Genomic DNA, 12,652 nt, shown 5'->3' with positions numbered 1-12,652 from the left:
ACGGGCGAGATCGGAGAGGGCGGGGATGTGTCGAGACGTGGAATGGCATGACGGCAACGCCGCCCGTCTTGCCGTGTGCGAATCGCGCCGATGACGATCGGAGGATCGCCGGATAGCGGTCGTGGCTGGCTGGGTGCGGCGGGCCGGCTGGAGGCGATATTGAATAATCTGGAAATCCTGGCCGGCCGTGAGGATCGCATGCGCGAGATCGTCGCTGCGCGCCGCGACCTGACGGCGGAGATCGGTGCGACCGGGACACTCTTCGACAGCGAATCGTGCCCGCCCGAGCTGAGATCGGATGCGCGTCGGCGGCTGTCGAGCGTCCGGCATGTCGTGTCGTTGCACCAGGCGACGTGGCCGGTGGTTCGGGCGCGCGAAAGTCCGGAAGCCTATCGCCGGTCGGCGCAGGATGCGACGCTGGCGCTTCGCGACTTCATCGCCTGGGTTCGGGCGCAAGATTTCGAGGTTGAGGACGGGTTTTGATGGCGACGATGGCTAAGAACGAGATCACGGGGAACGGCGCGGACGCGGCCGTGCGATTCGACCGATTGCTGCGGCCGCGTTCCGTCGCGATCGTGGGCGCGTCGGACAAACCCGGCGCGCTCGGCGCTTCGGTGCTGGGCAATCTCGAGCGGCAGGGATTCGAGGGCGAGATCCATCTGGTCAATCCGAAGCGCGCGGAGATTGGCGGCCGGCGCTGTGTCGCAACGGTCGACGATCTGCCCGAAGGGATCGATGTCGCGGTGCTCGCGATTCCCCGCGCGGGCGTGCTCGACGTGATCCGCGGTCTGGCGGCGCGCCGGGTCGGCGCGGCGATCGTCTTTTCGGCAGGCTTTGCCGAGGATGGGCCGCAAGGCCTTGCCGACCAGCAGGAAATTGCTCGGATCGCGGCGGAAGCGGACATGATCGTCGAGGGCCCCAATTGCCTCGGTCTGGTCAATTTCGTCGATCGCATCGCGCTCACCTTCATCGAACTGCCCGAACCGCGCGTCGATGGCGATCGTCGGGTCGGCATCGTGTCGCAGTCGGGCGCGATGGCGGCGGTGCTGGCGACGACGATGATCGCGCGCGATGTGCCGCTCAGCTGCTACATCTCGACCGGCAACGAAGCGGCGAGCGGGGTCGAGGATTATCTCGACCATCTCGTCGGCGATCCCGCGACGTCGGTGGTCGGCATGATCGTCGAACATTTCCGCAAGCCCGCGCGCTTCCTGGCGGCGGCACGGGCCGCGCGCGCCGCTGGCAAGCAGGTGGTGCTGCTCCATCCCGGACGCAGCGCGGCAGGCGCGGCGAGCGCGGCGACGCATACCGGCGCGATGGCCGGCGATTATGACGTGATGCGCGTCCATGTCGAACGTGCCGGCGTGATCCTGGTCGATACGCTGGAGGAATTGGGCGACGTCGTCGAAATGCTCGCGCGCTATGCCTCGCCGGTCGCCAAGGGCCTCGGCGTCATCGCTGAATCAGGGGCGTTCAAGGCGATCATGCTCGATCAGGCCGAGGCGCTCGGGCTCGCCCTGCCGCCGCTCGGCGATGCCGACAGCCCGGCATTGCGGACGGCGCTGCCCGACTTCGTGCCGGTCAGCAACCCGCTCGATGTGACCGCGCAAGGGCTGGTCGATCCCGGCATCTATGGGCGGACGATCGCCGCGCTGGCGGCCGACGACCGCATCGGGGCGATCCTGGTGACGTTGATCCAGACCGATACCGGCACGTCGCACATCAAGTTTAGCGCCGTGCTCGACGCGTTGCGCGCCAGCCCGCCGGACAAGCCGGTGATCGTCGCCGGCGTGGACGAGGGCGGCATCGTCCTGGCCGAGGACATCGCCGCACTGCGGGCGGAAAGCGTGATGTACTTGCCGACCGCCGAACGCGCCTTGCGCGCGCTGGCAAGAATGCGGCCGGCCGGTGGCGGCATTGCCGCCATTGCGGCGGGCGATGCGGTACCGCTGGCGGGACTGCCACCAGCCGGTGCGACGGTGCCCGAATATCGCGCCAAGGATTTGCTCGGCGCACGCGGCATCGCTTTCCCATCGGGCGTCCTCGCCGGATCGGCCGAAGAGGCGGTCGCCGCCGCCGATCGGCTCGGCTATCCGGTCGTCCTCAAGGCTCAGGCCGCGGCGCTGCCGCACAAGAGCGATGCCGGGGGCGTGGTGGTCGGCATGGCCGACGCACAAGCGGTTCGCGACGGATGGGTGAAGCTGCAGGCCGCGGTTGCCGCGGCGCGGCCAGATCTCGACCTGGATGGCGTGCTGGTCGAGCCGATGGCGGCGCGCGGCGTCGAGCTGATCGTCGGCGCGCGCAACGACCCGCATTGGGGAGCGACGATCCTGGTCGGGTTCGGCGGGGTCAGTGCCGAACTGCTGCACGACGTCAGGTTGCTCCCCGCCGGGCTCGATCGCGCCGCTATCGTCGCCGAATTGCGGCGCCTGCGTCTCGCCCCGCTGCTCGACGGATTTCGCGGCGAACCGGCGATGGACGTCGATGCCGTGGCGGCACTTGTCGAAGCGCTTGGCAGGGTGGTGGCCGCGACTCCGGTGATCCGTGAAATCGACCTCAATCCGGTCATGGTCTATCCGCGCGGCCACGGCGCGATCGCGCTCGATGCCCTGATCCAGACCTGAAGTTCACTCGCCGGCCACGGCGCACAATGCCGGTGACCCTGGGCTCCCGCCGATGCGGGAGCGCCAAGATCGCGTGAATCTAGGCGCCCCGGGGTCAGCCTCAGGAAGCGGTCGTCTTTGCCTGGTCGTAGGATCCCAGCCCGGGCTTGTAGCTCTTCTCGTCGATGAACTGGCGGATGCCTTCCTTGCGGCCTTCGGTCTTGTCGTGAAAATTGGCCGCTTCCTGCATGCGGACCAGATAATCCTCGGCCTCGTCATAGGTCATCGAGCCGACACGGCGTACCGCGTCCTTGGCGAATTTGAGCGCGACCGGATTCTTCTTGAGCAGCATCTCGGCGACCTCGCGGACACGGGTTTCCAGCCGGTCGAGCGGCACGCTTTCATTGACCAGCTTCCACTCCGCCGCCTTGCGCCCGTCGATCAACTCGCCGGTCAGCGTCATCCACATCGCGTCGCGCATCGACAACAGGTCGACCACAACCTTGGTCACCCCGCCGCCGGGCAGAATGCCCCAGTTGATCTCACTAAGGCCGAATTGCGCTTCGTCGGCGCAGATCGCGAGATCGCACGAGAAAAGCGGGCCGAAGCCGCCGCCGAAGCACCAGCCGTTGACCATCGCGATGGTCGGCTTCTGGAACCAGCGCAGCCGACGGAACCAGCCATAGCTCTCACGCTGCGACTGGCGAACGCCGCGCAGGCCCTGCGCCTCGGTCTCGCGGAAATATTCCTTGAGGTCCATGCCCGCCGACCAGGCGGTTCCTTCACCGCCCAGGACCAGCACGCCGACATCGTCGCGATATTCGAGCTCGTCGAGCACGTCCATCATCCGCCGATTGAGCGCCGGGTTCATGCAATTGCGCTTCTCCGGTCGCGCGAAATAGACCCAGGCGATCCGGTCCTCGACCCGATACGACACCACATCGCGCGCATTGTCTTCGCTCATTCTTCGTCATCCCAGTCTGCGCGGGGCAGATGCCGGGCCAACATGCCCCGACTCTCCCTCGCTGTTATTGTATGCTAGGCGCACAATAACAGCGATGACGCAGGAAGCAAGCGAGGGCGTTGCGGAGATCTCGGCGGAAATCCCGCCGCTTGGGTGCCGGCTGGCCGATGCTGGCCGGCACCCGTAAATGCCTCAAGCGGCGACGGCATCCTCCGGGAGCGCGCCGATTACCGACTTTACCTCGAGGAATTCCTCGAGCCCGAACTTGCCGAATTCGCGGCCGTTGCCCGATTGCTTGTAGCCGCCGAACGGCATGTCGAAGGCGAGCCCGCCGGCATTGACGAACACCGCGCCGGCGCGAATCTTGCCTACCATCGTCTTCGCGCGCGCCGGATCGCCCGCGATATAGGCGCCCAGGCCGTAGGGCGTATCGTTGGCGATGCGGATCGCGTCGGCGTCGTCGGCATAGGGCATGATGACAAGGACGGGGCCGAAAATCTCCTCGCGCGCGATCGTCATGTCGGGGGTGACGTTGGCGAAGACGGTGGGCTTCACATAGAAGCCGGTGTCGAACCCTTCGGGCCGGCCGGTGCCGCCGGTCACCAATGTCGCGCCTTCGTCGATGCCCTGCTGGATCAGGCCCTGGATGCGTTCCCACTGGCGCCGGTTGACGACGGGGCCGATATGGTCGCCTTCGCTGAGCGGGTCGCCGACGCGCTTGGCGGCGAACATCGCGCCGACCTTCGCGGCCGCTTCGTCGTGCTGCGATTTGTGCACCAGCATGCGGGTGGGCGCCACGCAGCTCTGCCCGGAATTGAGCAGCACGCCGCCGACGCCGCCCGGCAGCGCCTGATCGAGCGGGGTGCCTTCGAGGATGATATTGGGCGACTTGCCGCCCAGTTCCTGCGCGACGCGCTTGACCGTGTCGGCGGCGTTCTTGGCGACCATGATCCCGGCGCGGGTCGATCCGGTGAAGCTGACCATGTCGATATCGGGATGCTTCGCCAGCGCGGTGCCGACGCCTTCGCCATCCCCCTGGACTAGGTTGAACACGCCAGCGGGCACGCCGGCCGCATCCATCACCTCGGCGAAGATCGCCGCCGAACTCGGCGCCTCCTCCGACGGCTTGAGGATCATCGTGCAGCCGGCGGCGAGCGCCGGGCCGACCTTGGCGACGATCTGGTTCATCGGCCAGTTCCACGGCGTGATCAGCGCAACGACGCCGATGGGCTCGCGCACCACGGTGTTGTCGCCGATCTTCTCGGCAAAGTGATAGTCCTGCAGCGCCTTCAGCGCGTTGCCGAGATGACCAAGGCCCGACCCGGCCTGCGCGGTCTGCGCGATCGAGATCGGACAGCCCATCTCGGTCGCGATCGCCTCGGCGATGTCAGGGACGCGCTTCTGATATTCGGCGATGATCCGCTGGAGCAGGGCGATGCGTTCCTCTTTCGAGGTCTGCGAGAAGCTCTCGAACGCGCGCCGCGCGGCCCTCACCGCATCATCGACATCGGCGGCGGTGCCGAGGACGATCTCGCTCGCCGCCTGCTCGGTCGCGGGGTTGATGACCGTGTGTTTGCGCCCGTCTTTGCTGTCGACCCAGCGGCCGTCGATATAGTTCTGCGGATAGCTCTTCATGGCAGGAATCCTCTTGTCGAAAGTCAGGCGGGGACGAGCCCCAGTTCGGCGTCGGTCGCGGCAGTGCCCCATTTGTCGCGCGGCGGCATTGGCCGCGTGTCCCAGGCGGGGTCGAGCGTGAAGCTGGAGACGCTGCGCCCGTCGGGGATACGTCCATTCCCGCCGCCCTGCGCATAATCGTAATAGAGCGTCATCAGCTCGCGATGGCTGTGGTGTCGCTGGACGACCGGGTGCGCCAGGCACGCTTCGCGCCAACGCAGCACGCGGGTGAGCTGCTGCGGTATCTCATACGCTTCGTAATAGTCGAGGAACCACAGCCGCTTGAACATCGGCGCGAACGCGACTTCGGCCCAGCCGAAGGCGTCGAACAGGAAATCGCGGTCGGGTGCGTAATGGCGCAGGAAATCATCCAGCCGCGCATATTGTGCGTCGACCTCGGCCGCATGCTCGTCGCGTTTGGCGCGGTCGCGATTGAGGATCATGCGATAGCCCACGCCGGTGAATTGGCCGTCGGTCGCGCACAGCATCGCCTCGACTGCATGCTCGTACGGGTCGCGGCGCGCGACGGGCCGTTCGGGAAAGCGATCCTCGAAATAGCGCATGATGACCATGCTCTCTTTCAGCGTCTCGCCATTTTCGAGCTCGAGCGCCGGCAGGGCGGTCGTACCGCGCGTCTTCTTCAGCAGCCAGTCGGGACGCGGCTTGGAAATGTCGATCTCGTGATCGGCCATGATGCCGTCGAGGCCCTTGAGGTCGAGCAGCAGTTCCACGCGCTCGGAAAAGGGGCAGCCCGGAATATGGTACATCCTGAGCGCGCCGCCCGGGGGTTCGTCGTTCCAGCTCATGACGGTCTCGATCTCCTCAGGCGGCGGGCGCCGGCGCGCGGGCCGGCATTTCGCTTTGGGATCGCGCGAACATCTCGCGCACTGCCGGGCGCTGGTTGATCCGCTCGATCCACGCGAGCAGATGGGGTGACGCCTCGCGATTCACAATTTCCGCGAAGCCGTGCTGCATGCCGTTGGCGATCGCGAAGTTGCAGATGTCGGCCAGCGTGTAGTCGTCGCCGGCCAGCCATTCGCTTTCCGCCAGGCGCTTTTCCAACTTGTCGACCGACACGCGCACCTTGCGCATTTCTTCGTCGAGCAGTTCCTTGGGAAAACCCTTGCGCGCGTTGCGCCATTTGACCTGCTGCTCGGGGACGGGGATGCGCTTCACCTGTTCCTCGAACTCGGCGTCGGACAGCGCGCGCGCCATCGGGCCGATCATCCGCTCCCAGCCGATCGTCGACACGCACCAACAGAAATATTCGTCGACCCATTTGGTCCACACGCGCATCTCGGCGATCTTGATCGGGTCGGTCGGTCGCAGCCGCGGCGCATCGGGGAAAGCGTCTTCGAGATATTCGCAGATCACCGTCGATTCGGTGATGATGTGGCCGTCATGATCGAGCGCCGGCACCTGGCCGCGCGGGTTGATCTTCTTGAACCACTCTTCATGGTGCTCGAACTTGCGGGGGTCGACGAAACGCGGGGTGAAGGGCAGGCCTTTTTCGTACAAGGCGAGCAGCGGCTTGAGCGAGTTGGCGGCCGGGCCGAAACTGTACAGGGTCAACACGGGTCGCCTCCTCCTCCAGGGCCGTGCGTTTTCGCACGTTGAAACCAGCGGTGGCGATGGTTGCGGCACTCCGCAAGAAGACCGTCTCTTCTATCAGTCGCACTACTACCCAGACTGTGTCGCGACGGGCGGTCAGGGTGTCATCCTCAGTGATAGCGTAAGCGGTCACCTTGTGGGCGGGGCGCCGCTCTGCTTGGCTTGCCGGCCAGGAGAGACAAAGGGGCGAACATGCTCGAATTGCTGACGTCGGAAACGCCCAACGGCTGGAAGGCCGCGATCATGCTCGAGGAACTCGGAGTGCCCTATAAGGTCACGCCGATTTCGCTCAGCAATCTCGAACAGAAACAGGATTGGTATATCGCGCTCAATCCCAACGGTCGGATCCCGACCTTGGTCGACCATGACGAGGGCGATTTCGCGGTGTTCGAATCCGGCGCGATCCTGATCTATCTCGCCGAGAAGTTCGGTCGCTTCCTGCCGACCGACGTGAAGGGACGCAGCCGCGTCATCCAATGGGTGATGTGGCAGATGTCCGGGCTGGGCCCGATGATGGGCCAGGCGACGGTGTTCAATCGCTATTTCGAGGATCGGCTGCCGAAGGTGATCGACCGCTACGTGCGCGAAAGCCGGCGGCTGTTCGGGGTGATGGACGCACGGCTGGCCGACAACGACTATCTGGCGGGCGACTATTCGATCGCCGACATCGCCTGTTTCCCCTGGGTCAGGGGCCATGACTGGGCGCAAGTGCCGATCGACGGTCTTCCCCATCTGCAGCGCTGGTTCGACACGATCGCGGCGCGGCCGGCCGTGCAGCGCGGCCTGCTGGTACCCGAACCGCCCAAGCCCGCCGAAATGGAGGAAAAGACCGTCCGCCAGGGCAAGAATATCCTCTCATAGCCAGGGAAAGGCGGGATCCGGCCATGACCACGCTCCTCAATCGCAGCACGGCGGCACCGGCGATCGAAACCACGATCGACTATCTCGTCCCGACGTCGCGGATCAATCGACGGTTCTGGGCGCCGGGGCGCGAATTCAACACTGGCGTCTACCAATCCTACCCGGTGACGATCCGCAACGCGCGGCTGGCGCCGGATCCGTTCACGCTCGATCAGCACGGCTTCTGCCTCGCGCGTCATGCCAGCCGGGTGACGGATTTCCGCGATCCCGCAGCGGTCGTCGACTATCCCGGCGAAGTGGCGGAAGTCGCCCGCGCGCTCACCGGCTGCGACCTCGTCGTGCCGATGGTCGGGCAATTGCGCTCGCCGGTCATTTCGGGCGCGGGCATCCAGCCGCCCGCGGCGGAAGCGCATGTCGATTTCAATACGGCCACTGCGCACCGGATCGCCGGGCGACTGTTCGAGAAAGCGGCCCCCGGCGCCAGCTTCAGCCGTTTCATCGCCTTCAGTCTGTGGCGCACCTTTTCGCCGCCGCCGCAGGACTGGCCGCTCGCCTTGTGCGAAGCGGGCAGCGTTGGAGACGAGGATGCGGTCGCCAACGTCAAGGTCGATGTCGACGAAATCCCCGAAGGCGACGCGCTCTATGCGCCGATCGAGGGGGAGGAAGACATGGCGGCCGCCACCATCTTCCACCACAACCCGGCGCATCGCTGGTGGTATTTCCCCGACATGACCGCCGAAGAGGTGATCTTCATCAAGTTCCATGACAGCGATCACGATTGGGCATGGCGCGCGCCCCACACCGCGTTTCACGATACCACCCGCCCCGACGCGGTGACGCGCGAAAGCTACGAGTTCCGCGCAATCGCCTATTTCACCTGATCAACGTTTGGCGGCGAGTTTCTCGAGGCGAGCGGCGCTCTCGGGATCGTTCGGTGCGAACAGGATGAGTCGCTGTCCCGGCGCTTCCTCGATTGCGTAGGACGTGTGCCGGAAGATGATCTGGCCCACGCCCGGCATGTCGGTGACATTGGTATGTTCGAAATGCGCGAGGATTTCGGACTCCTGCCAGCATTCGCGGAACAGGTCCGACCGCTCGTACATTTCCTCGATGATGGCGTCGAATACCTCGGGTCGCGCGGTACGGCTGTAATCCCATTTGAACCGCGCGGTCAGCCGCTGACCCATTTCGCGGAAGTGATCGGGATCGCTGCGATAGCGGTCGTCGAGCAAGAGGATCTTGAACAGGTTGCGCTTCTCGCGCGGCAGCGTGCCGTAATCGCGAAAGGCCCGCGCGACGAGCTGGTTCCAGCCGATTACCGTCCAGTCCTCGACGATCACCAGCGCCGGGATCGACAGGCTGTCGAGCAGATGCTGAGTCCCCGGATGCACTTGCTCGTCCGCCATCACGGTCAGCGGGGGAGGACGGTGTTGCGCTAGCGCGAACAGGAATTCGCGCTCGTTCTTGTCGAGCCGCAACGTCGCACTGAGCCGCTCGATCATCGGCGCCGACAGCTGGACCTCGCGGCCCTGCTCGAACCAGGTGTACCAGGTGACGCTCATCCCCGCGAGCGTCGCCACTTCCTCGCGTCGCAACCCCGTCGTCCGCCGGCGCGTGCCGCACGGCAGCCCGACATCGGACGGCGATAGCCGCGCGCGCGCCGCCTTGAGGAATCGGGATAGTTCTTCGCGATGGGCCATGGTTTATCCAGTTAGCTCCAATAATGGCATAGCCAGCGGTCTTCTAGTTCTATCCAGCTTCTGCAAGCTAAACCGCAACCATGTGGCGGCGCGGCCGGGAGGATCGGGAAATGGCGGGAAATACCGGCATGCCGATCATCCCGGACCGACGGCGGGCACGATAAAAGGAGAGTGAGATGTCGGAAGCAATGGCCGCGCCGCGGCCTGCCCCCATGGCCGATGTGGCCGGTCGTACGGCGTTTATCACCGGGGGTGCCAACGGCATCGGGCTCGGCATCGCGCGCGCCCTGGTTCGGGCGGGCGCCAATGTGGTGATCGCCGATATTCGCGCGGAGTCGCTGGCGGAGGCACGGGCGTCGCTCGGTGATGACGCGCGGGTCGAAACCGTCGTGCTGGACGTCACCGACCGCGCCGGTTTCGCGCGAGCGGCCGATGCGGCAGAGGCTCGGTTCGGCAAGATCCATATGCTGATCGGCAATGCCGGGATCGGCATCATGGGGCCGATCGTCGATGCCCGCTACGACGATTGGGACTGGGCGATGGGAGTCAATTTTGGCGGTGTCGTCAACGGTCTCGTCACTATCCTGCCGCGAATCCGCGCGCATGGCGAAGGCGGGCAGATCGTCACCACCTCGTCGCAATCGGCGCTGATCCCGATACCCTTTTCGGCGACCTATACCGCTGCCAAGGCAGCCGTGCTGGGGCTTTCGGAAGCGATCCGCGGCGAGCTGGCGTCGGAGAATATCGGGGTTTCGGCCTTCCTGCCCGGACCGGTCCAGAGCAACATTGCCTTGTCGGGCGAATTGCGTCCCGACCGGTTCAAGAGCGACAGCGGGTATCAGACCCGTGAAGCGGAGCTGGAAAAGCGGCCGGTGTCGCCGTTGTGGATGGAGGCCGACGAGGTCGGCGAGCGCGTCCTCGCGGGCATCCGCAACAACGACCTCTATATTCTCACGCATCCCGAATTCGCCGCCGGCATGCGCAAGCGGTTCGACGCGATCCTCGCGTCCTTTCCCGACGAGCCGATCAACCACGAACGCGCGGCGGCGATCGGCTTCCTGCTCGGCAATCCCGTTTTCGATGAAGAACTCGCCCGTCACAGCAAGAAAGAGGACATGGCACGATGACCAGGGTCGCGGGGCGCACAGCCTTCATCACCGGCGGCGGATCGGGAGTCGCGCTCGGCCAGGCCAAGATATTCGCGCAGGCCGGGTGCAAGGTCGCCATCGCCGATATCCGCCAGGATCATCTCGACGAGGCGATGGCCTGGTTCGACCAGACCGATTTCCAGGTGATGCCGGTCAAGCTCGATATCACTGACCGCGCCGCTTATGCGGCCGCGGCCGATGCGGTGGAGGCCAGGCTCGGACCGGTCGAATTGCTGTTCAATACCGCCGGCGTGTCGATCTTCGGGCCGCTGGAAAAGGCGACGTACGAGGATTGGGACTGGCAATTGTCGGTCAATCTCAACGGCGTGATCAACGGCATCCAGACCTTCGTGCCGCGCATGATCGCGCGCGGCAATGGCGGCCATATCGTCAACACGGCGTCGATGTCGGCGTTCGTCGCGCTCAAGGGCACGGGAATTTACTGCACCACCAAGATGGCGATCCGCGGCCTGTCCGAATGCCTCGCGCTCGACCTTGCCGAGCACGGCATCGGCGTCTCGATGCTGTGCCCCGGCGCGGTCAACACCAACATCCATGAAGCGGTGTTGACGCGGCCCGAGCATTTGCGGAACACCGGCTATTACGGCGCGGATCCGGCGATGTTCGCGCATCTGAAGAAAGTGATCGAGGTCGGGATGGAGCCGGAGACGCTGGCGCGCTACGTCCTCGATGGTGTCGAACAGGATCAACTCTACATCCTGCCATATCCCGAATTCCGCGGTACGCTGGAGGATATCCATATGCGGGTGATGATGGCGCTGGCGCGGCCCGAGGACGATCCCGACTATGAAAAGCGCGTCGCGCATGGTGTGCCGGGCGGCGAGCGCCGGCGCGCCGACGCGTGAAGCCGGTCGGCGGAGGACCCGACCCGATGGAAGGTATGAGCGGTAATGACCCAAGGCATTGAAGCGGATAGTGTCGACGGGATGTCCGCCGCGGACCGGCGTGCGATCGAGTGGGACTGCGCGCGACTGATCAACCTCTATGCCCAGCTCAACGACGCCGCGCGTTGGGAAGAGGTCGCCGCGCTCTATGCGCGGGACGGGCTCATGACCCGGCCGACCGCACCCGACGCGCCGATCGTTGGGCGCGACGCGATCCTCGCGGCGTTCCAGGCGCGGCCGCCGCGCGTGACATGCCATATCTGCACCAACATCGTCGTCACGGTCGAGAACGCGCAGCGTGCGCGCGGCAGTAGCGCGATGCTGCTGTTCACCGCGGCAGACGCGCCGCCGCTGGTGGGCGGGTTTCAGGACATATTCGTCCTGACGGAAGAGGGGTGGCGCTTTGCCGAACGTCGCGGCTCGCTCGCCTTCTGACGATCGGCCGCGGTCGTGCAAGCAACGGCCTGGTTCGCTGCCGATCAGGACGAATGCTGGCCCAGTTCGAGCAGCAATTCGCATAATTGCTCCGGCTGGTCGGTCATCACGTCGTGGCTCGCTTCGGCACGGTGCACTTCCCAGGCCGGATCGTCTTTCACCATGTCGTAGAAGCGGGTGAACGGCGTCGGCGACCAGTTGGCCGCGAAGACATAAGCGCGCCGCGCGATCTTTGCTTCCTCCCCGGTGAAGCGCACCGGCTCGAGCCATGTCAGCAGCGGGTGCCGTCCCAGGCGAGGCTCTGGCGGCAGGAACGGCAAGGGCGCGACGAGGCCCGGCATATCGCGTTGCCCGTCAATATGGAATTGGTGGTCCTGTTCGCCGGTCATGTCCCATAGCGACTGGCCGTCACCCGGCAGGAAAGCGTCGATATAGGCGATGGCGTCGATCCGACCGCCCAGATGGGTCGCCACCCCGGTGATCACCATGCCGCCATAACTGTGCCCGACCAGCACGAAGCGATCGAACCCGGCAGCCTCGACCTGATCGATCACGTCGGCGACGTGGCGCGACAGGGTGATCGCCGGCGAAAGCTCCGCTACGCGGTCGCCGAGCCCGGTCAGCGCCGCGACCAGCACGCGATGCCCGCGCGCTTTCAGGTCGTCGGCCAGCCCGGCGAGCGTCCAGCCGCCGGCCCAGGCGCCATGTACCAACACATAGTCCGTCATCGCGGGTCCCTATGAGAACTGTC

General features: G+C 65.6%; 13 protein-coding genes. 7 read left to right on the top strand and 6 right to left on the bottom strand.

What is annotated here, in order from left to right:
• Positions 1–90: 90 nt before the first annotated feature.
• Both SMA01S_RS05390 and SMA01S_RS05385 read left to right on the top strand, forming a co-directional pair.
• Positions 91–483: a hypothetical protein gene (locus SMA01S_RS05390; protein WP_066818901.1), complete on the top strand. Its 393-nt coding sequence runs from the start codon at positions 91–93 to the stop codon at positions 481–483.
• A complete protein-coding gene (locus SMA01S_RS05385; RefSeq protein ID WP_084250103.1) occupies positions 483–2,624 on the top strand; it encodes an acetate--CoA ligase family protein in 2,142 nt (713 codons plus the stop codon). The genes SMA01S_RS05390 and SMA01S_RS05385 overlap by 1 nt, the downstream gene beginning before the upstream one ends.
• A gap of 100 nt (positions 2,625–2,724) precedes the next feature.
• Here SMA01S_RS05385 and SMA01S_RS05380 read toward each other — a convergent pair whose 3' ends face one another.
• The 4 genes from SMA01S_RS05380 to SMA01S_RS05365 all read right to left on the bottom strand — a co-directional run bounded on the left by SMA01S_RS05380 (position 2,725) and on the right by SMA01S_RS05365 (position 6,816).
• Complete coding sequence (locus SMA01S_RS05380; RefSeq protein ID WP_066818900.1) at positions 2,725–3,567, bottom strand: p-hydroxycinnamoyl CoA hydratase/lyase; 843 nt, start codon at positions 3,565–3,567, stop codon at positions 2,725–2,727.
• Positions 3,568–3,759: 192 nt separating this feature from the next.
• The gene (locus SMA01S_RS05375) at positions 3,760–5,202 is read right to left on the bottom strand and encodes an aldehyde dehydrogenase family protein (protein WP_066818899.1); all 1,443 of its coding nucleotides are present in this window, start codon (positions 5,200–5,202) and stop codon (positions 3,760–3,762) included.
• 23 nt (positions 5,203–5,225) lie between these two features.
• Positions 5,226–6,047: a glutathione S-transferase family protein gene (locus SMA01S_RS05370; RefSeq protein WP_245649166.1), complete on the bottom strand. Its 822-nt coding sequence runs from the start codon at positions 6,045–6,047 to the stop codon at positions 5,226–5,228.
• Positions 6,048–6,063: 16 nt separating this feature from the next.
• Positions 6,064–6,816: a glutathione S-transferase family protein gene (locus tag SMA01S_RS05365; protein ID WP_066818898.1), complete on the bottom strand. Its 753-nt coding sequence runs from the start codon at positions 6,814–6,816 to the stop codon at positions 6,064–6,066.
• Between the two features lie 228 nt (positions 6,817–7,044).
• On the opposite strand from SMA01S_RS05365, the gene SMA01S_RS05360 reads away from it, so the two are divergent.
• Positions 7,045–7,713, top strand: coding sequence for a glutathione S-transferase family protein (locus SMA01S_RS05360; protein WP_066818897.1), 669 nt, complete (start codon positions 7,045–7,047; stop codon positions 7,711–7,713).
• Positions 7,714–7,736: 23 nt separating this feature from the next.
• A complete protein-coding gene (locus SMA01S_RS05355) occupies positions 7,737–8,594 on the top strand; it encodes a CmcJ/NvfI family oxidoreductase (protein ID WP_066818896.1) in 858 nt (285 codons plus the stop codon).
• Here the strand turns inward: SMA01S_RS05355 and SMA01S_RS05350 are convergent, their stop codons facing one another.
• The gene (locus SMA01S_RS05350) at positions 8,595–9,413 is read right to left on the bottom strand and encodes a helix-turn-helix transcriptional regulator (protein ID WP_066818895.1); all 819 of its coding nucleotides are present in this window, start codon (positions 9,411–9,413) and stop codon (positions 8,595–8,597) included.
• Between the two features lie 176 nt (positions 9,414–9,589).
• Between SMA01S_RS05350 and SMA01S_RS05345 the strand changes: the two genes are divergently transcribed.
• Genes SMA01S_RS05345 through SMA01S_RS05335 form a run of 3 tightly spaced genes read left to right on the top strand, consistent with a single transcriptional unit; the run spans position 9,590 to position 11,901 of the window.
• Positions 9,590–10,540, top strand: a complete 951-nt coding sequence (locus SMA01S_RS05345) for an SDR family oxidoreductase (RefSeq protein WP_245649165.1) — start codon at positions 9,590–9,592, stop codon at positions 10,538–10,540.
• The gene (locus tag SMA01S_RS05340; protein ID WP_066818894.1) at positions 10,537–11,427 is read left to right on the top strand and encodes an SDR family NAD(P)-dependent oxidoreductase; all 891 of its coding nucleotides are present in this window, start codon (positions 10,537–10,539) and stop codon (positions 11,425–11,427) included. The genes SMA01S_RS05345 and SMA01S_RS05340 overlap by 4 nt, the downstream gene beginning before the upstream one ends.
• Positions 11,428–11,472: 45 nt before the next feature.
• Complete coding sequence (locus tag SMA01S_RS05335; protein WP_066818893.1) at positions 11,473–11,901, top strand: nuclear transport factor 2 family protein; 429 nt, start codon at positions 11,473–11,475, stop codon at positions 11,899–11,901.
• Between the two features lie 44 nt (positions 11,902–11,945).
• Here SMA01S_RS05335 and SMA01S_RS05330 read toward each other — a convergent pair whose 3' ends face one another.
• The gene (locus SMA01S_RS05330; RefSeq protein WP_066818892.1) at positions 11,946–12,629 is read right to left on the bottom strand and encodes an alpha/beta hydrolase; all 684 of its coding nucleotides are present in this window, start codon (positions 12,627–12,629) and stop codon (positions 11,946–11,948) included.
• Positions 12,630–12,652: the final 23 nt, after the last annotated feature.

It is taken from the genome of Sphingomonas mali NBRC 15500, assembly GCF_001598415.1.
Classification (GTDB): domain Bacteria; phylum Pseudomonadota; class Alphaproteobacteria; order Sphingomonadales; family Sphingomonadaceae; genus Sphingomonas; species Sphingomonas mali.
Note: the sequence above shows the minus strand (reverse complement) of the source record. Positions and strands in the feature narration are given on the sequence as shown.

Coding starts and splice junctions, on each gene's coding strand:
- SMA01S_RS05360 (WP_066818897.1), top strand. CDS start 7,045: ATGCTCGAATTGCTGACGTCGGAAACGCCCAACGGCTGGAAGGCCGCG.
- SMA01S_RS05390 (WP_066818901.1), top strand. CDS start 91: ATGACGATCGGAGGATCGCCGGATAGCGGTCGTGGCTGGCTGGGTGCG.
- SMA01S_RS05340 (WP_066818894.1), top strand. CDS start 10,537: ATGACCAGGGTCGCGGGGCGCACAGCCTTCATCACCGGCGGCGGATCG.
- SMA01S_RS05335 (WP_066818893.1), top strand. CDS start 11,473: ATGACCCAAGGCATTGAAGCGGATAGTGTCGACGGGATGTCCGCCGCG.
- SMA01S_RS05345 (WP_245649165.1), top strand. CDS start 9,590: ATGTCGGAAGCAATGGCCGCGCCGCGGCCTGCCCCCATGGCCGATGTG.
- SMA01S_RS05380 (WP_066818900.1), bottom strand. CDS start 3,567: ATGAGCGAAGACAATGCGCGCGATGTGGTGTCGTATCGGGTCGAGGAC.
- SMA01S_RS05350 (WP_066818895.1), bottom strand. CDS start 9,413: ATGGCCCATCGCGAAGAACTATCCCGATTCCTCAAGGCGGCGCGCGCG.
- SMA01S_RS05370 (WP_245649166.1), bottom strand. CDS start 6,047: ATGAGCTGGAACGACGAACCCCCGGGCGGCGCGCTCAGGATGTACCAT.
- SMA01S_RS05375 (WP_066818899.1), bottom strand. CDS start 5,202: ATGAAGAGCTATCCGCAGAACTATATCGACGGCCGCTGGGTCGACAGC.
- SMA01S_RS05330 (WP_066818892.1), bottom strand. CDS start 12,629: ATGACGGACTATGTGTTGGTACATGGCGCCTGGGCCGGCGGCTGGACG.
- SMA01S_RS05355 (WP_066818896.1), top strand. CDS start 7,737: ATGACCACGCTCCTCAATCGCAGCACGGCGGCACCGGCGATCGAAACC.
- SMA01S_RS05385 (WP_084250103.1), top strand. CDS start 483: ATGGCGACGATGGCTAAGAACGAGATCACGGGGAACGGCGCGGACGCG.